Raw genomic sequence first — 19,935 nt, 5'->3', positions numbered from 1 at the left:
CCTGCGCCGATCCCGGCCGGTCGGACGTGTGAGGCCGCCCACACGCGGTTCGCCGTCTACTGCCCCCGATAGTGGATGGCCGCGGCCGGGCCGTCGGCCGGCCGTTCGGCGAGGGCTGCCGCCCCTCCCCCGGGCGCTGGGAACACCCTGAAGAACGCAGGCCACCACGACTCGCACCCGCACGATCGGCTGACGCCGCCGACCTCCGACCTACAAACACGCAAGTCGGACAAACCATCACAAAATCAAAGCCGCGGCCCGTCACGCCCACCCTGCGCCTACTACCAGCCGTAGTGGCAGCCGCCTTTGCCACCCGTCCCCGGCCCTGCCAAGAATGGCCCGTCGCCAGGCAGCGCAGCCGGCCCCGTCCGCCGCGCAGCCGACCCGCCCCGCCACTTCCCCCGGGGCGCCACGGCCGTCCCGGACGGCCGCGCGGGCCCCGCTCACCCGGGCGCCCGTGCGATGCCCCGCACCCGGTGCCACCGGCACGGCCCCCGACGGAAAAGGATTGTCCGCTTCATGCAGCTCAGCCATGCCCGCCGCAACTCCCTGATCACCGGCATCGCCACCCTCGTCGTCGCGAGCGCCGCCACCGCCGCCCTCGCCCTCCCGCAGGCCGGGAACACCACCGAGGCCGCCGCCCCCGCGGCCGCCGTCACGGTGGACGACAAGGCGGCCACCGACCAGGCCCAGGCTGACACCGCTGCCGCTGCCGCCGCCGACCAGGCCGCCCAGGAAGCCCAGGCGCAGGCCCAGGCCGAGGCGGAGTCCGCCGCCCAGGCGCAGGCCGAGGCCGACGCGCAGGCCCAGGCGGACGCCAAGGCCAAGGCCGACGCGGACGCCGCCGCCTCCCGCTCCCAGGCGCGCCAGAACCTCACCAGCGCCCCGGCCCTCACCGGCAGCCCGCAGCAGATCGCCGCGCAGCTCGTCCCGGCCGGCCAGCTCCAGTGCTTCAGCAACATCGTGTCCCGCGAGAGCAGCTGGAACCACCTCGCCGTCAACGCCTCCTCCGGCGCGTACGGCCTGGTGCAGGCGCTGCCCGGCAGCAAGATGGCCTCGGCCGGCTCCGACTGGCGCACCAACCCGGCCACCCAGATCAAGTGGGGCCTGGACTACATGAACTCCCGCTACGGCAGCCCCTGCGCCGCCTGGTCGTTCTGGCAGAACCACCACTGGTACTAGACCGAGGCTGCCGAGCCTCGACGCACCCCGGGCCCGCGACGCACCACGCGTCGCGGGCCCCGGCGCGTTCCGGCTGTCGTGGACGCGTCCGGCAGGCCACGTGAAGATATGGCGTACGGTCGTACGATTTGGCGGGGATTGCTCGGTATTACGCACCGTCAGGGCTTTGCCACCGTCAGCGCGTCCTCTTACGCTCCGGCGTCATGCCCTCACCCCTCATCAGCGTCGTGCTCCCCGCCTACGACCAGCACAAACAGCTCGCGGACTGCCTGGACTCGCTGCTCGCGCAGTCCCTCCAGGACGTCGAGGTGATCGTGGTCGCCGACCGCTCCCCCGACACCGCGGGCGAGCTCGCCGACGCGTACGCGGCCCGGCACCCGCGGCTGTCGGTCCTGCACCTCAACGCGGCGGTCGGGGTCGGGGTGAGCCGGAACGCGGGGGCGGCGCGGGCGGCCGGCGAGTACCTGCTGTTCCTGGACGCCGACCACCAGCTGCCCCAGGACGCGCTGCGCAACCTCGCCGACCGGCTCGGGCAGACCGGCCCGGTGGACCTGCTGCTGTTCGGCCACTCCCGCCGGCACAACGACCGGGACTGGCCGGGCGGGGCGCAGTCGCTGCTCGCCGAGGCCGGCCCCGAGGTGCTCGAGCCCTTCGACCAGCCCGCGCTGTTCGGCGCGCCGCCGCTGGTCTGGGACCGGCTGATCCGCCGCGGCCACTGGGAGGAGCTGCGGCTGGCCTTCCCCGACGGCCGGTACGAGGAGATCCCGGTGGTGCACGCCGCGCTGCTCGGCGCCCGCCGGGTCGCCGTGCTGGCGCGCGAGTGCGTGCAGCTGCGCCGCCGGGAGACCGTCCACCCCACCGGTTCCCCGGGCAGCGGCGTCTTCGACCTCTTCGACCAGTACGAGCGTAGTTTCGCGCTGCTGGAGGACCAACCGCACCTGTACGCGGTGCGGGACGCGCTGTTCGTCCGGATGATCCGGCACTACCTGTTCGTCTTCGACCTGGCCGGGTGCGTCACCCGCGCCGAGCGGCCGCAGTTCTTCCACCGGGCCGCCGAGCACCACCGGCGCTTCCAGCCGCCCGGCCACCGGCGGCCGGGCGGCCGCGAGGGGATCAAGTTCTCGCTGCTGGCCGGCGGCGCCTACCCGGCGTTCGAGATGGCCAAGCTCTCCCACATCGCCCGCGGCACGCTCACCGGGCGGCGGTGACCGGACTCCGGACGTGTGCGGCCCCGCCTCCGCGGGCGGCGGGGCCCAGCCGGGCGGCCGCCCGCCGACACCCCATCGGCGGTACCCCGGTCGTGGCCGGTACCCCTGCGGGCGCGCGGCTGCCATGATCGGCCGGAGCCGTCGCCGCACCCGCCCGGAGGTCCCTGGTGAGCCGTCCGTCCGCAGCCCCCGGGGCCGAGCTGGCCCGCGAACTGTCCGCCGTGCTGCGCGGGGAGGTCCGCTTCGGCACCGCCGAACGGACCGTCTACAGCCACGACGCGTCCAACTACCGGCAGCTGCCGCTCGGCGTGGTCAAACCCGCCGACCTCGACGACGTCCGCACCGCCCTCGCGCTCTGCCGCCGGTACGGCGTGCCGGTGGTGCCGCGCGGGGCGGGCACCAGCATCGGCGGGCAGGCGATCGGCCCGGGCGCGGTGGTGCTGGACTTCCGCCGCCACCTCGGCGCCGTCCTGGACGTCGACCCGCAGGCCCGCACCGCCCGGGTCCAGCCGGGCACCGTGCTGGACGACCTCCAGCGCGCCGCCCGGCCGTACGGGCTGCGCTTCGGCCCCGACCCGTCCACGCACAGCCGCTGCACCCTCGGCGGCATGATCGGCAACGACTCCTGCGGCTCGCACTCGCTCGCCTGGGGGCGCACCTCGGACAACGTCGAGCGGCTGGAGCTGCTGCTCGCGGACGGCACCGAGCTGACCGTGGGCGGCCGGCTCACCCCGCAGGAGCGCGCCGCGCTCCGCGCCCTGCCCGGGCGGCCCGGCGAACTCCACCGGCAGCTCCAGGAGTTCACCGACCGCAACCTCTCCACCATCCGCCAGGGCCTGCCCGCTCTCCCCCGCCGCACCTCCGGCTACCCGCTGGACGCCCTGCTGCCCGAGCACGGCCACGACCTGGCCCGCGCGCTCACCGGCACCGAGGGCAGCTGCGCGGTGCTGCTCGGCGCGACCGTCCGGCTGGTCGAGGAGCCGCCCGCGCGCGCCCTGGTGGTGGCCGGCTACCCCGACGAGGGCGCCGCCGCCGACGCCGTCCCCGCGCTGCTGCCGCTCGGACCGCTCACCGCCGAGGGCATGTCCGCCGACCTGATCGCCGCGCTGCTCGCCGCCGGCCCCCGCCCGCCCGCACTGGACCGGCTGCCCGCGGGCGAGTGCTGGCTCTTCCTGGAGACCGGCGGCGCCACCCCGGTCGAGGCCTACCAGGCCGCCCGCCGGCTCGCCGACGCGGTGCGCCGCGAGCGCTCCGCCTCCGTCGCCCTCGTCACCGACCCGGCCGAGCAGCGCCAGCTCTGGGCCGTCCGGGAGGCGGGCGCCGGCATCGTCACCCGGCTGCCCGGCGGCGGCGAGGCCTGGCCCGGCTGGGAGGACTCCGCCGTCCCGCCCGAGCGCCTCGGCGACTACCTGCGGGACCTGCGCGCCCTGCTGCGCCGGCACAGCCTGCACGGCGTGCCGTACGGGCACTTCGGCGACGGCTGCGTGCACCTGCGGATCGACTTCCCGCTGGACGACCCCGCCGGGGTGCTGGTCTTCCGGGAGTTCCTGGAGCAGGCCGCCGACCTGGTGGTCTCCTACGGCGGTTCGCTCTCCGGCGAGCACGGCGACGGGCAGGCCCGCGGCGAGCTGCTGCCCCGGATGTACCCGCCCGAAGTGATCGCCCTGTTCGGCGAGTTCAAACGGATCTGGGATCCCGAGCACCTGCTCAACCCGGGGGCCCTGGTCGACCCGCGCCCACTCGACGCCGACCTGCGCTTCGTCACCGCCCCGCGCCGCCCGCTGCCGCTCGCCCTCCCGTACGAGCAGGACGGCGGCAGCCTGGCCAAGGCCGTGCACCGCTGCGTCGGCGTCGCCAAGTGCGTGGACCCGAACACCGGGGTGATGTGCCCCAGCTACATGGCCACCGGCGAGGAGCGGCACTCCACCCGGGGCCGGGCCCGGCTGCTGGCCGAGATGCTGCGCGGCATGGCCGCACCTCCCGGCCGCCAGGGCGGCGCGGCGATCGCCGACGGCTGGCGCTCGACGGAGGTCCGGGAGGCCCTGGACCTCTGCCTCAGCTGCAAGGGCTGCGCGAGCGACTGCCCGGTCCATGTCGACATGGCGACCTACAAGGCCGAGTTCCTGCACCAGCACTACCGGCACCGCCCGCGCCCGCTCGCCCACTACTCGATGGGCTGGCTCCCGCTCTGGCTGCGGGCCGCCGCCCTCGCCCCCGGCGCCGCCAACACCCTCGCCCGCTCCCCGGCCGCCGGGCTGCTCAAGCGGCTCGGCGGGATCGACCGGCGCCGGGTGCTGCCGGTCCTCCCGCCCGAGACCTTCACCCACTGGTACCGCCGCCACCGCGCCGCGCACCCGGCCCCGGCGGGGGCACGGCCGGTGCTGCTGTGGCCGGACACCTTCTCCGACCACCTCCAGCCGAACGTGCTGCGCTCAGCCGTCGAGGTGCTGGAACACCTGGGCTTCGACGTGCGACTGCCCGCCGGCCCGGTCTGCTGCGGCCTGACCTGGTACTCCACCGGCCAACTCGGCACCGCCCGCCGGGTGTTGCGGCGCAGCCTGCGGACGCTGGCCGACGCCGGGCTGCCCGCCGACACCCCGGTGGTCGGGATGGACCCGAGCTGCACCGCCGCCCTGCGCGAGGACCTGCCCCGACTGCTCGGCCCGGACGGCCGCCCGCTCGCCGAACGCACCCGCACCTTCGCCGAGTTCCTCGACCAGTACGCCTCCGACGCCCCGCTCCCCCAGGTCCCGCTGGACGCCGTCACCCAGACCCACTGCCACCAGCACGCCGTCCTCGGCAGCGCCGCCGACCGCCGGGTCGAGGCCAGGCTCGGCCTGCACAACCGGGTGCTGGACTCCGGCTGCTGCGGCCTGGCCGGCAACTTCGGCTTCGAGCGCGGCCACTTCGAAGTGTCCGAGGCGATCGCCGAGCGCGTCCTGCTCCCCGAGGTCCGGGCCGCCGCCCCCGGCACGGTGGTCCTGGCCGACGGTTTCAGCTGCCGCACCCAGATCGCCCAACTCGCCCAGGGCCGCCAGGCCCTGCACCTGGCGGAACTGATCGCCGGGGCGCTTCGGAAGCGCGATTAGGGCGCGGCGTGCTCTCCGAGGAAGGCCCCGGCGCGGGCCGCGGCCTCCTCCTTCGTCGGGTAGCCACGGTCAGCCGCACCGCGCGCGCCGTCGGCGCCGACACCCGCCCAACGCCAGCCGCCGGATTCCGCCTCCTGCTCCAACTCGGCGGTGCCACCGAACAGTTCGAGCGTTCCCTGCGGCGCCACCGGGCGGGCTTGCGGCCACTTCTTCCGGGCGCCCTGCCGGGTGATGCCCCAGGCCGCACCCAGTTGCTCGTAGCTCGCGCCGTAGGAGCCCGCGGTCGCCGCCGCGATCGCGGTCAGCCGCTTGACCTCCGCGTCCAGCACCTTCCAGGCAGCGAGGACGGAGAGCGTGGCATCGACTGGGTCCGCGCCCCACATCCGATCCTCGGGCAGTCCGGTCTCGCGCGAACGCACAGCCCTGGCAAGGGGGTTCAGGGCGTCACCGAGCGCCCTGGCCAGTTCGGACCGTTCCTCGGGGGTGATCTCGATCGCCGTCATGCGACAACCATAGTTAACGAATCGTCACATGACAACCAAAGTTACCGCTGGATTCGATCGGCGGCGCGAACAGGTCGCGGGCGTTGAGCATTCGCCGCGCCCCTGAGCCGCCGCCGTCGTCAGACCCCGCCGTCGTCAGACCCCGGCGTCGTCACGCTCCGGCGCGGTCAGGTCCCGGCCTTGGCCGCCTCCTCCGCGGGCGCCTCCTCCGCGCAGACCGCCGACACGAACTCCGCGACCCGGGCCTGCGGCAGCCCGCGCGCGATGTCCGCCTCGCTGATCATCCCGACCAGCTTGTGATCCGGGTGGTTGATCACCGGCAGCCGACGCACCCGGTACTGCTCCATCACCCGTAGCACCTGCTCCGCGTCCTCGTCCGCCTCCACCGTCATCGGCCGGCCCAGGGCCAGCTCGCCCGCCGTCACCCCGGCCGGGTCCCGGCCCTCGGCGACGCAGCGCAGCACGATGTCGCGGTCGGTCACGATGCCCAGCAGCTTGTCGTCCTCCCCGCAGATGGGCAGCGCGCCGACGTGTCGTTCCCGCATGATCCGGGCGGCGGCGGCGAGCGTCTCGTGCTCGCGGATGCACTCCGCGCCCGGGTGCATGATGTCGCTGGCTCTGGTCATGATCCCGCCTCCTGGCCTGGCTTCCGCCCCCTGTTCCATCCTGGTCCGGGCCCGCGGAGGCCGCCACCGGGCACCGGTCAGGCCGCCTGGTCCGGCTCCGCGCGCCCGCCCGGTGCGTCCGCTCCTGACAGTGGAGACTGGTCCAACACCTCCTCCAACGGCGGGAGTTCGTGCTGCAACCGGTCCTGCTCGACCTCCGCCTTCGCCGCCTCCTCCCGCTCCACGGCGGCCCGTTCGGCGGCCTTCGCCGCTGCCGCCGCGGCATTCACCGCGGCCCGCTGCTGGTTGTCCGTCGCGCTGTCCAGGAAGCGCAGCAGCTCCACCGGGAAGGGCAGCACCAGCGTCGAGTTCTTCTCCGCCGCCACCTCCACCACCGTCTGCAGCAACCGCAGTTGGAGCGCCGCCGGGGTCGCGCTCATCACCGCCGCCGCCTCCGACAACCGGGCCGAGGCCTGGTACTCGCCGTCCGCCGTGATGATCCGCGCCCGCCGCTCCCGCTCGGCCTCCGCCTGCCGCGCGATCGAGCGCTTCATCGACTCCGGCAGCGCGACGTCCTTGATCTCCACCCGGTCGATCTGGACGCCCCAGCCCAGCGCCGGGCTGTCGATCATCAACTCCAGCCCCTGGTTGATCGGTTCGCGGTTGGCCAGCAGGTCGTCCAGCTCGCTCTTGCCGATGATCGAGCGCAGCGAGGTCTGCGCCACCTGGGAGATCGCGAAGTGGTAGTCCTGCACGTTGACGGTCGCCCTCACCGGGTCCTCGACCCGGAAGTACACCACCGCGTCCACCCGGACGGTCACGTTGTCCCGGGTGATGCCCTCCTGCGCCGGGATCGGCATCGTCACGATCTGCACGTTCACCTTGCGCAGCTTGTCCGCGATCGGCAGCAGCGCCACCAGCCCCGGCTCGCGCACCTCCCTGCGCACCCGGCCGAAGCGGAACACCACTCCCTTCTGGAACTGCTGGACGACCCGGACACTCAGGCCGGCCCAGATCGCCCCCAGCCCAACCAGCCCCCCGATGGCACCCAGCACCGCATCGACGATCATCGCGGCCTCCTTGCGGCCTCGGCGAGGCCTCCTCGCGCACCAGCCAGCCCCGGCCGTCGCCGACCCGGCCCAGCCGGGGGCCGCCGGAGCAGCTGATTCAACGCTACGCCTGCCCGGGCAGGCCGGCGCAGGGCCGACGCGGGACCGGTGCGGGGCCGGTGCAAGCTCAGTACGGGCCGGGCGCGAGCCCTAGGATCGTGGCCATGCCGCAGTCCGCCGCCGACGACCCCGGCCACCCCCGCCACCCCGCCGAGGCCGCCGCCCGCGCCACCTCGCTCACCGCGCTGGACCGCGTCGTCACCGACTGCCGGGCCTGCCCGCGCCTGGTCCAGTGGCGCGAGGAGACCGCCCGCACCAAGCGCCGCGCCTACCTGGACTGGGACTACTGGGCCCGCCCGATCCCCGGCTTCGGCCCGCCCGACGCCCCGCTCGTCCTGGTCGGCCTCGCCCCCGCCGCCCACGGCGCCAACCGCACCGGCCGGATCTTCACCGGCGACCCGTCCGGCGACCTGCTCTACGCGGCGCTCTACGACCTCGGGCTCGCCAACCGCCCCGAGTCCGTCCGGTACGGCGACGGCCTGCGCCTGCACGGCGTCCGCATCACCGACCCGGTCCGCTGCGCCCCGCCCGACAACAAGCCCAGCACCGCCGAACGCGACACCTGCCGCCCCTGGATCACCCGCGAACTCCAGTTGCTGCGCCCCACCGTACGGACCGTCGTCGCCCTCGGCGGCTTCGCCTGGCAGGCCCTCCTGCCCGCCCTCGCGCAGGCCGGCTGGCAGGTCCCCCGGCCCCGGCCCGCCTTCGGCCACGGCGCCCTCGCCGTCCTCCCCGCCACCGACGGCGGCCCCGCCCTCCAGCTGTACGGCTGCTACCACGTGAGCCCGCGCAACACCAACACCGGCCGCCTCACCACCCCCATGCTCCGCGCCCTGCTCCGCACCGCCGCCCGGTCGGCCGGGCTGGAACCGGCGCCGGAGTAGGCCCGACGGCACCGACCCCCCGTACGGCGCCGCCGGAGCCGCCCCGACCGACCGGGCTCCCGACCGGCCGGGCCCGCCACGCCCTCGCCGCCGCCCACGACGCGGCCCCGGCCCACGCGGCGCCGGCCTAGGTTCGACCTAGCCGAACCGCAGCAATGTGCGCCGCGCCGCCCGGGCCCACACCTGGGGCAAGCGGGCCCGGGCCGTCTCGGCGGCGGTGAGCTGGCGGGCGTAGAGCGCCCCGAGGCCGAAGGGCTCGCCGCTCTCGGCGGCCTGCCCGGTGAGGGTGTCGGCGGCGATCACGGCGTCCTGGTGCTCGCCCAGCAGTTCCTGGACGGCCTTCATCCGGTCCGTGTACCGCTCGGCGGCCGCGCCGACCGCCGGGGCGGCGGTCTCGCCGGCGTAACGGGCGCGTTTGGCGGCCTTGCGGGCCTCGTGCAGGGCGCGGTCGCGCTGCTCGGCGGGCCCGGCCTCGGCGTCCAGGGCCGCCCGGACGCGCTCGCCGGTGCGGTGCTGCTCGCGTTCGGCGATCCGGGCCAGCTCGGGGACGGCTGCGCGGGCGGCCCGGCGGCGCAGCGGGGGGTCGGCGAGAAGGGCGGCGAGGGCGTCGGCGAGGGCACGGCGGCGCGGGCTGTCGAGGGCCGCGAGCACCTCCGGCCAGGCCTGCCGGTACTCAGCCCGTCCCCACCGCTCCAGCTCCGCCGCGACTCGCTCCGGCCGGCACTCGGCGGGCAGTGCCCGGGCCTGGGCTGCCAGCCGCTGGGCGAGCACCTCGCCGTCCCGGGCGCGGCCGAGGGCGGCCGCGAGCCAGCGCAGTTCGGCGACCAGGTGGTCGGTGGCCCCGGGGGCGAACAGCCGCCGGAAGGTCCGCAGGGCGCTGCGCAGCCGTCGGCAGGCGACCCGCATCCGGTGCACCGCGTCCGGTTCGTCCGCCCGGACGGCGTCGTCGAGGCCTGCCAGCACCGCCGCCTGGGCCCCGATGCGGTCCAGCAGCACCTGCCCCACCGTGGCGGTGGGTCGCGCCATGAGCGTTCACCCCCTCGTCGGGGTCGCCTGGAACGCCTTCCAGGCTAGTGAACCCGGCGGCGGGCTGCCCGACCAGCCGTCGCCCGGGCGGTTCCAGCAGCGGGCCACTCGCCCGTTGGTGGCAGTTCTTCGCCTTCCGTGGTCGTGGGAGCTTCACATCCTTCGTGCGCGAATCAGAATGGGCAACTGCTGTACGCCCTGCTCTCACTCCCACATGGAAGGCACAGGTGTGAATCGATGTTCAAGCGCTTCGGACTGACGGCGGCGATTGCCGCAGCCATGACGGTGAGCCTGTCCGCGACGCCCGCCGCCGGCCGGCCCGGCCCGGCCCGACCACTGGCCCCGACCGTGATCGACCTGGCGCTGTCGGCCTCCGAGGCCGTGGTCACCCCGGGCCCGACCACCACGACCCAGACGTTCACCGTGACGAACGTCAGTGCCGACAACGGCACCAGCAACATCACGTTCCGCTACACCTCCCCGATCTTCGTCAACATCGACACCCCGCTGCCGTCCGGGCCCGGCATCGTCTCCTGCGCCAAGCGCTACAGCAACCCCGACCGGCTGGTCCCGGAAGTCCTGGAGTGCACCCTCTCCCCGCTGTCCGCCGGCGCCAGCACCACCCTGACCGTCACCATCGACGCCCCCACCGGCACCCCGCCCACCCCGAAGGTCGCCTCCTGGGGCACTGCCTCGGCACTGCCCGTCCCGGGCGGCGACACCGTCACCGACCCGACCGACGCGATCATCACCCCCGGCGTCAACATCAACGGCGCACCGCCCGCCCCCACCGTCGACACCTCCCCCGCGCTCTACCTCCGCCCTCCCACCGGCGCGGTCTACGCCGACGGCACCGACGGCATCCTGCACTTCGTGGCCGGCAACGACAAGAACGCCGGTACCGCCCACCAGCCGATCCGTCTGGTCTTCTCCCTGCCTCCGTACGTCCGGTTCAAGGAAGTCGCCTTCGGCAGCCCGATGACCTGCACCACGCTGTTCAACGACCCCACCGACCCGACCGTCTCGGAGATCGAGGACTGCACCATCACCCCGCTGCTGGGCCTTCCGCCCGGCGCCGAACAGGCCGTCAGCGTCATCATCACCGCATCGCCCGGTGCCCCCACCGGCAACGTCTGGTCCTCCGCCATCGACGACACCACCGGTGGGGAGAACAACCAGAACCTGAACACCGACCTGTTCGCCCCCGGTATCCAGATCATCTGAGCCCGCCCCCCACCCCGCCAGGAGCCCGCGCCCCCGACCGTCCGTGGTCCGGCAGCCCGCTCCGGCAGCGGAGCCGTCGTGGAGGAGGTCCTGGAGTGACCTCTTCCACGACAGCTCCGCTGCTCTGCCTACCGGCCCTGACACACAGGCCCCGGGTGAACGAACGGCCTCCGGCGGGCAACGCTTCGACTCCCCGGGTACGCGCCCTCGTGCCGGATGTAAGCGTCGTGGCATACTCCGGGACGTGACGACCTCCACCCATGCGATCAGGGCCCTGCGGGCCGCGGTGTTCACCGCGCTCGCCGTGCCGCTGTCCGCGCTGGGCCAGGTGGTCATCACGGGTCGCCCGCTGCCGCTCTCGCTGGTGGCGGCCGCGACCGCCGTCGTCTTCCTGGTCGCGGCCGCGCTGGCCGGCGGGGAGCGGCGGCTGCTGCACATCTCCGGTGTGCTGGTGCCGGTCGAGCTGCTGCTCAACACGACGTTCAACCTGGGGCAGGCCGGCTGTGGGCCGATCCTGTCCGAGCACGTGCCCGCGCGCGGTGTGAACCTGCTGGTGTGTGGCGGCGGTTCGGTGGACGGGTCGCTGCTGGCCGGTCCGCTGGGCCACGTGGGGCCGCTGGCCCCGGCGGCGACCCAGGTGCTGCTCCTGCTGGTGCACCTGGTGATCGCGCTGGCCGCCGCCGCCTGGCTGCGGCTGGGCGACGCCGCCCTGTCGGGCCTGGCCCGGTCGCTGCGCGCGCTGCGCCAGTCACTGGCCCGCCCGTTGCGCGCCCTGGTCCTGCTGCTGCTCCCGGCTCCGGTTCGACCGGTGCTGCGGGTGCCGCTGCCGGTGTCGGACCGCGTGCGGCCGCGCCGCGAGGACGTGGTGCTGAGCCCGGCTCCCCGGCGTGGTCCGCCGGTTCTCGCGCCTGCCTGCTGACCCGCCCGAGGCCTTCCGGGGCCGCCGCGCACGTTCGTCCGCAGGCAGCGCGCACAACTCCCGCGTTCACCGACCCCGCCGCACCCGGTGCGGTTTCCCGCGCGCATCCGCGCGCCGCGTACAGGAGTTGCCTTCCATGGCTCAGACCCCCAGCAAGCAGCAGGCCAAGCGCATCAGTGCCCGTGAGCGGATCCAGGAGGCGCAGCGCATCGAACAGGCGGCGTCGAAGCGCCGTCAGCGGATCGTCGTGGCGGTGTCCGCCGTCGCGGTGCTCGCCCTCGCGGGCGGAGCGGCGGTCGCGATCAACTCGGCGTCCGGCAAGAAGGACTCGAAGGCGGCGGCCGATGCGTCCGCGCCGACGGAGCTGGTCGTCCCGGCGAACGCCTCCGGCCCGGGCGGCACGGTGATCACCTACGGCAAGGCCGACGCCCCGCACACCATGGAGGTGTACGAGGACTTCCGCTGCCCGGTCTGCAAGCACTTCGAGGCGGCGAACGGCGAGGCGGTCAAGAAGCTGACCGAGGACGGCTCGATCAAGGTGGAGTTCCACCTGGCGGCGTTCCTGGACAACGCCCTCGGCGGCAAGGGCTCGCGCACCGCGCTGGCCGCCGCGGGCGCCGCGCTCAACGAGGGCGTGGACAAGTTCAAGCAGTTCCACGACGTGCTGTACGCCAACCAGCCCGACGAGCGGAAGGACGACTTCGGCGACGTCAACCACATCCTCGACCTGGCCGGCCAGGTGCCCGGGCTGAAGACGGACGCCTTCGTGAAGGCCGTCACCGACAAGACGTACGCGCCGTGGGCGGCGAAGGTCGCGGAGGCGTTCAACGGCAGCGGGGTGACGGGCACCCCGACGGTCAAGGTGGACGGCAAGCCGATCACCCTGTTCAGCGGCCAGTCCACGGTGACGCCGGAGCAGTTCACCGCCCAGGTGAAGCAGGCCGCCGGCCTGAAGTAAGCACGGCACCACCGGCCCGGCCGAACCCCGGCCGGGCCGGCTCCTCCCAGCCACCGGAGTGCGCTGCCATGACCGCCGCTACCTCTGTGCACCTCTCCCCTTCCGTTCCCGGCGACGCCGGCCGTGCGCCGGTCGGCGCGGGCCGGGTGTTCTCCCTGCTGCTGTTCCTGGGCGGGCTGATCGGGCTGGCCGCCTCGGCCGTCCTGACCTTCGACAAGCTCCGCATCCTGGAGAATCCGTCCTACGTCCCCAGTTGCAACATCAATCCGGTGATCAGCTGCGGTTCGGTGATGCGCACCGAGCAGGCGGAGGTCTTCGGTTTCCCGAACCCGCTGCTCGGGCTGGCCGCCTTCGGCGCGCTGGCGGCGGTCGGGGCGGGGCTGCTGGCCGGTGCCGCGTACCGGCGCTGGTTCTGGCTGGGCCTGCACGCGGGCACCCTGCTGGGGGTGGTGTTCGTGCACTGGCTGATCGACGAGGCGCTGTACCGGATCGGCGCGCTGTGCCCGTACTGCATGGTGGTGTGGGCGACGGTGGTGGCGCTGTTCTGGTACACGACGCTGCACAACCTCCGGACGGGGGTGATCCCGGTGGGTCCGCGGTTGCGGCCCATCGTGCGGGAGGCGGCGCGCTACCACTGGGCGGTGCCGGTGCTGTGGGCGGCGGTGATCGCGCTGCTGATCCTCAACCGGTTCTGGTACTACTGGAGCACGCTGGTCTGACGGGTCCGACGGACCGGCGTGCTTGACGGATCGTCAGCCGACGTATCCCGTGGAGTGCAGCAGCGCGGTGGCGCCGGTGCGCCGGGCCGCCAGGGCCCGGGTGAGCCGGCGCGCCGCGCAGGGGTGCAGCAGCGCGGCCGCCCGGGCGGGGGTGAAGTACCCGTACTCGGCGATCTCCTCGGCCTGCACCCGGATGGTCGCGCCGGCCGCGACCGTTCCGCCGTCGAACATGAACTGCACGGCGGGGTGGGCGTGTTCACCCTGACCGGGGATCGGATCGCGCCACTCGACGACGAGCAGCCGCAGCTCGCCGGCCACCAGCCCGGTCTCCTCGCGCAGCTCGCGGGCGGCGCATTCGGCGGGACCCTCGCCGGGGTCCATCCCGCCGCCGGGGAACTGCCACTGGGCGCGGTAACTGGCCTTCAGCAGCAGGACGTCGCCGCCCTCGCCGGTGAGCAGCACGCTGCAGCCGACGTAGGCGCGCAGCAGCCCGGCCAGCCAATCCTGTTCCGAGAGCCAGGTGTCCGTCATCGCGCCTCCTCCGCCGGTGCCCCGTCGCGGTGGCCACTCTGCCGCAACCCCCGTGCCGGATCCGGCGGTTCGTACCTAATCCACCCGATCGGGTACTCGACGCACGAGAGCCCCTACCCGAAGACCGCCCGCCGGTAGGCGTTGCGCAGGTCGGTCAGCGGCTGGATGCCGCGGTCGTAGTGGACCTTGTTGGTGAGCAGCAGCGCCCAGCGGCCGAGCCGCCGGGAGATCCAGATGCCGGTGCCGGTGAAGCCGTAGTGGACGAAGGTGCCCTCGGCGGGATCGGTGCCGGGGGCGTACAGCCAGGACAGGCCGCGGGCGGGGGCGAGGCCGCCGGTCTGTTCGCGCAGCGACTCGGCGATCCAGGCCTCGCCCCAGGGTAGTTGGGGCGGCGGGGTGAGCAGCGCGGCGAGGAAGCGGGCGAGGTCGCGGGCGGTGGAGAAGGCCCCGGCGTTGCCGCAGACGCCGCCGAGCAGCCGGGCCGAGGGGTCGTGGACGACGCCGCACAGGTGGCTCCCGGTCTGCGGGTCGTACTCGGTGGGCGCGGTGCGGGTGGTGTCGGCGGGGCCGAGCGGCCCGTACCGGGTGTCGGCCATGGCGAGCGGCCGCCAGATCCAGCGGGCGGCGAGCTCGTCCAGCGGCGCGCCGCCGAGGTCCTCGACGAGGTAGCCGAGCAGGACGGCGGCGCGGTCGGTGTACTCGACGACCGTGCCGGGGGCGCGGTGCAGCGGGGCGGCGATCACCCCGGCCCGGATCGCCGCGAGGTCGCGTCCGTAGCGCTGCTCGAATCCGGTGCGCGGGAGCATTCCGGCGGTGTGCGCGAGGAGTTGACGGATCGTCACCGATCCGACGGGATGCCCGGAGGCGGGCGGCCACCAGTGGCCGAGCGGTTCGTCGAGCGGAAGCCGCCCGGCCTGCCGGAGCACTCCGGCGCAGGGCCAGAGGGCGATGATCTTGGTGAGGCTGGCGAGGTCGTACCGGGTGTCCGGCCCGGGGGCGAGCCGGGCGTACGGGCCCCGCCCGAGCACGCCGTGCGCGCCGCCGCCGAGCGTCCCCCCGGCATCGCCGACGGCCCAGACGGCGCCGGCCCCGACGGCGCGCACGCCGCCCCGGACCAGCCGGTCCAGCTCCCCGCCGGGCGCGGCCAGGGCGGGGAGCCGGTCGGCTCCTGGCGGTTGCTGGCTCATCGTCCCCCCTCAGAGGTGTCGTGAGCCTACCCGGCGGGCGGGCCGGTCAGACCGCCGCGGGAAGTTCCTTGCCGAGGCAGATGCTCTGCGGGTGGTCGCGGTAGATGCCGAACTTCCGGATCGCCGCGTACCCCTCGGACCCGTACAGCGCCACGGCCTCGGGCTGCTCGGTGCCGGTCTCCAGGATCACGCGGGTGCGTCCGGCCTCGGCGGCGGTCTGCTCCAGGCGGCGCAGCACCGCCCGGGCCAGGCCGCGGCCGCGGGCGGCGGGGACCACGAACATCCGCTTCAGCTCGACGTCGCCGTCGCGCAGCCCGTCCGGCCCGGCCTGCTTGGCCCGCCAGCCCCCGCAGGCGACCGGTCGGCCGTCGAGGTAGGCGACCAGGAACAGGCCGGCCGGCGAGTCGAAGTCGTCGAGGTGCAGCACGGTCTCGTCGGGGTCGCCGTAGCGGCGGACGTACTCCTGCTGCACCTCCGCCGACAGGGCCTGGGCGTCGGGGTGGGCGTAGCCGGTGACACGGAACTCGACGGTTCCGGCCTCCATGGTGGTGCTCTTCATGAGGGAAGAGCCTACGACCTGGGTCAGCGGGCCTCGAAACGGGCGACCAGCTCGTCCTTGCCGAACATCCGCGCGGTGTCGACGGCGTTCGGGGTGCCGGCGGCGGGGTCGGCGCCGCCGTCCAGCAGGACGGTCAGCACGTCCTCGGCGCCCTTGAAGACGGCGCCGGCGAGCGGGGTCTGGCCGCGGTCGTTGGCGCGGTTCGGGTCGGCGCCGCGCGTCAGCAGGGCTTCGACGGTGGCGGCGTGGCCGTGGTAGGCGGCGAGCATGAGCAGGGTGTCGCCGCGGTCGTTGGTGAGGTCGGCGGGCGCACCGGCGTCCACGTAGGCGGTCAGGGCGTCGGTCTCGCCGGCGCGGGCGGCGTCGAAGAGCTTTCCGGCCAGGGCGATCACCTCGGCGTCGGGGGCGACGGGGGCGTCGGCGGGCTGCTGGTCGGCGGCGTCGGTCATGGCGGGCGGCCTTTCCGGTCTGCGGGCTCTGCGGGTTCTGCGGGTTGCGCAGGCGGCAGGGCCACGGTGGAGGAGTGTCGCTGACGGGGTGCGGCTGGAGGAGCTGCGCGTACCGCACCGTAGCGGCCGGGCGCCGGGCCCGGCCAGCGCGCGTCCGGATGGCGGATGACGGCCCTCGGACGGCGGCCATCCGGGCGAACTTCCCCGACCCCCCGGAAACCTCCCGCCCACCCGGCGGGAATGCCTCGCCGCACCGGAACTGCGCGGGACACGGCCCCACCCCGGCCGGTCCGCCCGCCTTCGCCCGAACTCCAGGGCGACGTTGAACGGGAAACCACCCATTTGCACCGTTCCATCATCTATTACTTTTTGTCACGATTAACGCACTTTCCGTAACACCGTCCCCGTCCCCCCTCCCGAGGAGCAGAACGTGATCCTCTCGATTTCCGGCATCGTCCTGTTCGGCACCATCGCCTTTCTGTTCTTCCGCAGGGACGGACTAAAGGTCTCCCACGCCGTCGTCTGCGCCCTCTTCGGCTTCTACGTCGCCGGTTCCTCGATCGCCCCGAGCATCACCGCCGGCGGCGCCAGCCTGGCGAGCCTGCTCGGCGGCCTCAAGTTCTAGCGGTCCACGTTCCAGGCGCTGCCACTCCCCCGCACGGGCCCGGGCGCGGATCCCACCGCCCCGGGTCCCGTCGTACCTGCTCCGCCCCCGCCACCCGACCCGTCCCACTCGCCCGGGGAGTCAAGGAATGCCGCTCCAACGCCACCTCAGCAAGGGCCGCGAGATCGCCCGAACCGCCGGGGACCACGCCTCCGACATGTTCGCCCCGCTCTCCGTGATCGCCCGCGGACTGCGCCACCACGCGGGCTGGGCCAAGGACCGCTGGAACGCCACCCCGAAGGAGCGCCGCGGCCCGACGCTGTTCCTCTCCGCCGCGATGCTGGTCGGCGTCTACCTGCTGCCGCACGGCCTGCTGTTCGCCCTGATCGCCCTGATGGCCAGCTCCGCCTGGGCCGGCCGGGCCCCCAAGCCGGCACCCGCCCCGCCCGCCCCGGACGTCGCCGACATCAAGCTCGGCGCGCTCTACGCGGCGCTCACGCCGTACCTGTGCGGCCCCGAGGACGCCAACCCGCTGTACCACTACCAGGGCCACTACAAGCACGCCTTCGGCTCCTGGGAGTTCGACGACGAGGGCCGGCTCTCCCGGCTGGAACTCGGCTATCCGGCCTACTTCACCGACACCGAGCCGATCGCGCGGGCCCGGATCGAGCAGGTCGTCCAGGGCAAGGCCGGCCGGGCCCGGGAGTACCGCTTCGACTGGGACGAGGAGTCCAACCGGCTGCGGATCGCCGCGCTCACCCCACTGCCCGCCGACATCGTCGCCCAGCGCTTCGTGGCCGCCCCCGGCGAGATCGTGCTCGGCTTCACCGACGAGGACGGCACCGCCCGGACCATCCCGGTCACCCAGGGCGGCGCGATCGCCCAGCAGCCGCCGGTCGTCTGGCGCACCGGCCCGCGCTCGGCCGAGCCGCACCTGCTGGCGCTCGGCGTCACCGGCTACGGCACCTCCAGCCTGATCCGCTCGATCGCCCTCCAGGCGCTCCCGTACGGGGACCTGGTGGTGGTCGACGGCGCGGGCACCGGGGAGCACGCCTGCCTGGTCAACCGGCCCGGCGTGCACACCGTGGAGACCAGCCTGCACGGCGCGCTGGCCGCGCTGGAGTGGGCCGCCCAGGAGACCGAGCGCCGGCTCGCCGCGCTGAACGCCGCCCGGCACGCCGGCACCGCACCCCCCGAGGACGCCACCCGCCCGCTCTGGCTGCTCCTGGACCACCCGACCGAGCTCAGCGAGCTCGCTCACGCCGAGGGCCGCCCGGACCCGCAGGACCTGCTGGAGCTGCCGCTGCGGCACGGCCGCGCCGCCCGCGTCACCGTGGTGATCGCCGACGACGTCGAGGCCAGGGGCCGGATCACCTCGACCGTGCGCGCCACCACCCGGGCCCGGGTCGTCCTCGGCCCCGCCGGGCCCGAGGAGGGCCACGCCGCGCTCGGCGCGCCGCTGGACATCGTGCCCGCCGCGCACGCCCCCGCCGGCCGCGGCTACGCCCGGATCGGCAACGGCACCCCCGTCCGGCTCCAGGTACCGGCCACCGTCGACCCGCTGGACGAGGAGGCCCCGACCCAGCTGCGGGACGCCGTGATCGCCCTGCTGCCGCACCGCGACACCCGCACCGAGGCCGCCGCCGACCTGCCGCCCCGGCCGGAGCGCCCGCCGTTGGTCCTGCCCGCCGATCCGGCACCCGGGGCCCACCCGATCGACCTCGCCAAGGGCGAGCCGATGATCCGTTCCCGCCCGATCTCCTGACCGCGGCGGACGGGGGCGGCGGCGGTCCTCGAATCCCGTCCCGGTAGGCTCGTCACGGAAAGGCCGACCGATCACCAGATGTGAAATAGGTGACACCCAGGGTGATATCCACGGCCAGATGTGACAAATCGGGCGCCGATGGGTACAAACAGGGGCGGCACGACAGACGACGCATGTCCCCGGACGGGAATCTTCGTCGGAAGCCGAGCGTTGACCGAACGACGAAGAACAGCGACCACTAGTCCTGTGGGCCATAAGCCCGGGAGGCACGATTCATGAGCGAGCGAGCTCTCCGCGGCACGCGACTCGGGGCCACTAGCTACGAGACCGACCGCGGTATCGATCTGGCTCCCCGCCAGACCGTCGAGTATGCATGTCAGAACGGCCACCGATTCGAGGTTCCTTTCTCGGTCGAGGCGGAGATCCCCCAGGCCTGGGAATGCCGCTTCTGTGGCCAGGAGGCGGTACTTCTCGACGGCGACGAGCCGGAAGAGAAGAAGGTCAAGCCGACGCGTACCCATTGGGACATGCTGATGGAGCGCCGGACCCGTGAGGAACTGGAGGAGGTACTGGCCGAGCGACTGGCCGTGCTCCGCTCCGGCGGAATGAACCTCGCGGTGCACCCGCGGGACACCCGCAAGAGCGCCTGACCTCGCTCCCGCCACGGCGGGAGGACGCGAAAAGGGACCCTGGTCACCAGGGTCCCTTTCGCGTTCCCCGGGGACTCCAGGGCCGGCCCTGGAGTCCCCGGGAGGGGCGGTCAGCCCGGGATCGGCGGGCGGTAGGTGGTGTCCGGGCCCTGCGGACCGCGCGGGCCGTCGCCGGGCTCCACCACCTCGCCCTGGATCACCTTGCCGTCCGGGCGGTGGATACGCAGCTGCTCCTGCAGCCGCATCGCGTCCGCGAACGGATCGGCCCCGGCGGCGACGGTGCTGCGCAGCGCCTTGTCTGCCACCCGGCGGCCACCGGCCCGCCAGAGCGCCCTGGTGGGCGGGAACAGCAGGGTGAGCGCCACCAGGTCCGACAGGAAGCCCGGGACGATCAGCAGCAGGCCCGCCAGCACCGTCAGGCTGGTGCCGGTCTCGGGCTGCTCGGACTTCGGGTCCTTGCTCTGCTCGATCGCCGCGGACAGCGCCTTCAGCCCGGCCCGCTTGATCAGCGAACCGCCGACCAGCGCGCCCGCGATGAGCAGCAGCACGACGACGAATCCACCCAGCCACGAGCCCACTTGGACCAGCAGCCAGATCTCCAGCACCAGCCAGGCGGTGATCAGCAGCGGCAGCACCCGGCGGAGCTTGCCGCGCGGGGCCGGACGGGCGGGGGTAGCTTGCTGGGTCACGGTACGAATCCACTC

General features: G+C 74.2%; 20 protein-coding genes. 11 read left to right on the top strand and 9 right to left on the bottom strand.

Annotated elements, in window-relative coordinates:
- The first annotated feature begins 519 nt into the window (after nt 1-519).
- The 3 genes from ABT015_RS27445 to ABT015_RS27435 all read left to right on the top strand — a co-directional run bounded on the left by ABT015_RS27445 (nt 520) and on the right by ABT015_RS27435 (nt 5,479).
- Nucleotides 520-1,182, top strand: coding sequence for an aggregation-promoting factor C-terminal-like domain-containing protein (locus ABT015_RS27445; protein ID WP_350883607.1), 663 nt, complete (start codon nt 520-522; stop codon nt 1,180-1,182).
- 203 nt (nt 1,183-1,385) lie between these two features.
- The gene (locus ABT015_RS27440; RefSeq protein WP_350883605.1) at nt 1,386-2,390 is read left to right on the top strand and encodes a glycosyltransferase family 2 protein; all 1,005 of its coding nucleotides are present in this window, start codon (nt 1,386-1,388) and stop codon (nt 2,388-2,390) included.
- A gap of 167 nt (nt 2,391-2,557) precedes the next feature.
- The gene (locus ABT015_RS27435; RefSeq protein WP_350883603.1) at nt 2,558-5,479 is read left to right on the top strand and encodes an FAD-binding and (Fe-S)-binding domain-containing protein; all 2,922 of its coding nucleotides are present in this window, start codon (nt 2,558-2,560) and stop codon (nt 5,477-5,479) included.
- Here ABT015_RS27435 and ABT015_RS27430 read toward each other — a convergent pair.
- The 3 genes from ABT015_RS27430 to ABT015_RS27420 all read right to left on the bottom strand — a co-directional run bounded on the left by ABT015_RS27430 (nt 5,476) and on the right by ABT015_RS27420 (nt 7,657).
- Entirely contained in the window at nt 5,476-5,982 is a 507-nt protein-coding gene (locus ABT015_RS27430; RefSeq protein ID WP_350883601.1) for a hypothetical protein, read from the bottom strand. The two genes, ABT015_RS27435 and ABT015_RS27430, sit on opposite strands and share 4 nt — an antisense overlap.
- A 167-nt stretch (nt 5,983-6,149) precedes the next feature.
- Nucleotides 6,150-6,608, bottom strand: a complete 459-nt coding sequence (locus ABT015_RS27425) for a CBS domain-containing protein (RefSeq protein ID WP_350883599.1) — start codon at nt 6,606-6,608, stop codon at nt 6,150-6,152.
- A gap of 77 nt (nt 6,609-6,685) precedes the next feature.
- Complete coding sequence (locus ABT015_RS27420; protein WP_350883597.1) at nt 6,686-7,657, bottom strand: SPFH domain-containing protein; 972 nt, start codon at nt 7,655-7,657, stop codon at nt 6,686-6,688.
- Between the two features lie 203 nt (nt 7,658-7,860).
- On the opposite strand from ABT015_RS27420, the gene ABT015_RS27415 reads away from it, so the two are divergent.
- Nucleotides 7,861-8,640: a uracil-DNA glycosylase gene (locus ABT015_RS27415; RefSeq protein WP_350883595.1), complete on the top strand. Its 780-nt coding sequence runs from the start codon at nt 7,861-7,863 to the stop codon at nt 8,638-8,640.
- A gap of 138 nt (nt 8,641-8,778) precedes the next feature.
- On the opposite strand, the gene ABT015_RS27410 is transcribed toward ABT015_RS27415, so the two are convergent.
- Complete coding sequence (locus tag ABT015_RS27410; RefSeq protein ID WP_350883593.1) at nt 8,779-9,666, bottom strand: CHAD domain-containing protein; 888 nt, start codon at nt 9,664-9,666, stop codon at nt 8,779-8,781.
- A gap of 237 nt (nt 9,667-9,903) precedes the next feature.
- Here ABT015_RS27410 and ABT015_RS27405 point away from each other — a divergent pair, with 237 nt between their 5' ends.
- The 4 genes from ABT015_RS27405 (at nt 9,904) to ABT015_RS27390 (ending at nt 13,486) form a co-directional block, all read left to right on the top strand.
- Complete coding sequence (locus tag ABT015_RS27405) at nt 9,904-10,890, top strand: hypothetical protein (RefSeq protein ID WP_350883591.1); 987 nt, start codon at nt 9,904-9,906, stop codon at nt 10,888-10,890.
- A gap of 244 nt (nt 10,891-11,134) precedes the next feature.
- Complete coding sequence (locus ABT015_RS27400; RefSeq protein WP_350883589.1) at nt 11,135-11,809, top strand: hypothetical protein; 675 nt, start codon at nt 11,135-11,137, stop codon at nt 11,807-11,809.
- Nucleotides 11,810-11,945: 136 nt separating this feature from the next.
- Nucleotides 11,946-12,767, top strand: coding sequence for a DsbA family protein (locus tag ABT015_RS27395; RefSeq protein WP_350883587.1), 822 nt, complete (start codon nt 11,946-11,948; stop codon nt 12,765-12,767).
- A gap of 68 nt (nt 12,768-12,835) precedes the next feature.
- Nucleotides 12,836-13,486 (top strand): vitamin K epoxide reductase family protein, encoded by a 651-nt coding sequence (locus tag ABT015_RS27390; RefSeq protein ID WP_350883585.1) that lies wholly within the window; start codon nt 12,836-12,838, stop codon nt 13,484-13,486.
- 33 nt (nt 13,487-13,519) lie between these two features.
- Here the strand turns inward: ABT015_RS27390 and ABT015_RS27385 are convergent, their stop codons facing one another.
- From ABT015_RS27385 to ABT015_RS27370, 4 genes are all read right to left on the bottom strand, one after another.
- On the bottom strand, nt 13,520-14,017 hold the full coding sequence (locus ABT015_RS27385) for an NUDIX domain-containing protein (protein ID WP_063346456.1): 498 nt from the start codon (nt 14,015-14,017) through the stop codon (nt 13,520-13,522).
- Nucleotides 14,018-14,130: 113 nt separating this feature from the next.
- The gene (locus ABT015_RS27380; protein ID WP_350883582.1) at nt 14,131-15,204 is read right to left on the bottom strand and encodes a serine hydrolase domain-containing protein; all 1,074 of its coding nucleotides are present in this window, start codon (nt 15,202-15,204) and stop codon (nt 14,131-14,133) included.
- Nucleotides 15,205-15,250: 46 nt separating this feature from the next.
- Nucleotides 15,251-15,763 carry a GNAT family N-acetyltransferase gene (locus tag ABT015_RS27375; protein ID WP_350883580.1) on the bottom strand — a complete coding sequence of 171 codons (513 nt, stop codon included), beginning with the start codon at nt 15,761-15,763 and terminating at the stop codon, nt 15,251-15,253.
- A gap of 23 nt (nt 15,764-15,786) precedes the next feature.
- Nucleotides 15,787-16,212, bottom strand: coding sequence for an ankyrin repeat domain-containing protein (locus ABT015_RS27370; RefSeq protein ID WP_350883578.1), 426 nt, complete (start codon nt 16,210-16,212; stop codon nt 15,787-15,789).
- Between the two features lie 430 nt (nt 16,213-16,642).
- Between ABT015_RS27370 and ABT015_RS27365 the strand changes: the two genes are divergently transcribed.
- From ABT015_RS27365 to ABT015_RS27355, 3 genes are all read left to right on the top strand, one after another.
- Nucleotides 16,643-16,837, top strand: a complete 195-nt coding sequence (locus tag ABT015_RS27365) for a hypothetical protein (protein WP_063346460.1) — start codon at nt 16,643-16,645, stop codon at nt 16,835-16,837.
- Nucleotides 16,838-16,964: 127 nt separating this feature from the next.
- The gene (locus ABT015_RS27360; RefSeq protein WP_350883575.1) at nt 16,965-18,581 is read left to right on the top strand and encodes a hypothetical protein; all 1,617 of its coding nucleotides are present in this window, start codon (nt 16,965-16,967) and stop codon (nt 18,579-18,581) included.
- Between the two features lie 275 nt (nt 18,582-18,856).
- Complete coding sequence (locus ABT015_RS27355; RefSeq protein WP_030306127.1) at nt 18,857-19,231, top strand: RNA polymerase-binding protein RbpA; 375 nt, start codon at nt 18,857-18,859, stop codon at nt 19,229-19,231.
- A gap of 110 nt (nt 19,232-19,341) precedes the next feature.
- Here ABT015_RS27355 and fxsA read toward each other — a convergent pair whose 3' ends face one another.
- Nucleotides 19,342-19,920: an FxsA family membrane protein gene (gene fxsA, locus ABT015_RS27350; RefSeq protein ID WP_350883573.1), complete on the bottom strand. Its 579-nt coding sequence runs from the start codon at nt 19,918-19,920 to the stop codon at nt 19,342-19,344.
- Between the last annotated feature and the right edge of the window lie 15 nt (nt 19,921-19,935).

Origin of the sequence: Kitasatospora sp. NPDC094016 (assembly GCF_040304045.1) — a bacterium.
Taxonomy (GTDB): domain Bacteria; phylum Actinomycetota; class Actinomycetes; order Streptomycetales; family Streptomycetaceae; genus Kitasatospora.
This window is presented reverse-complemented; position numbering and strand designations above follow the sequence as displayed.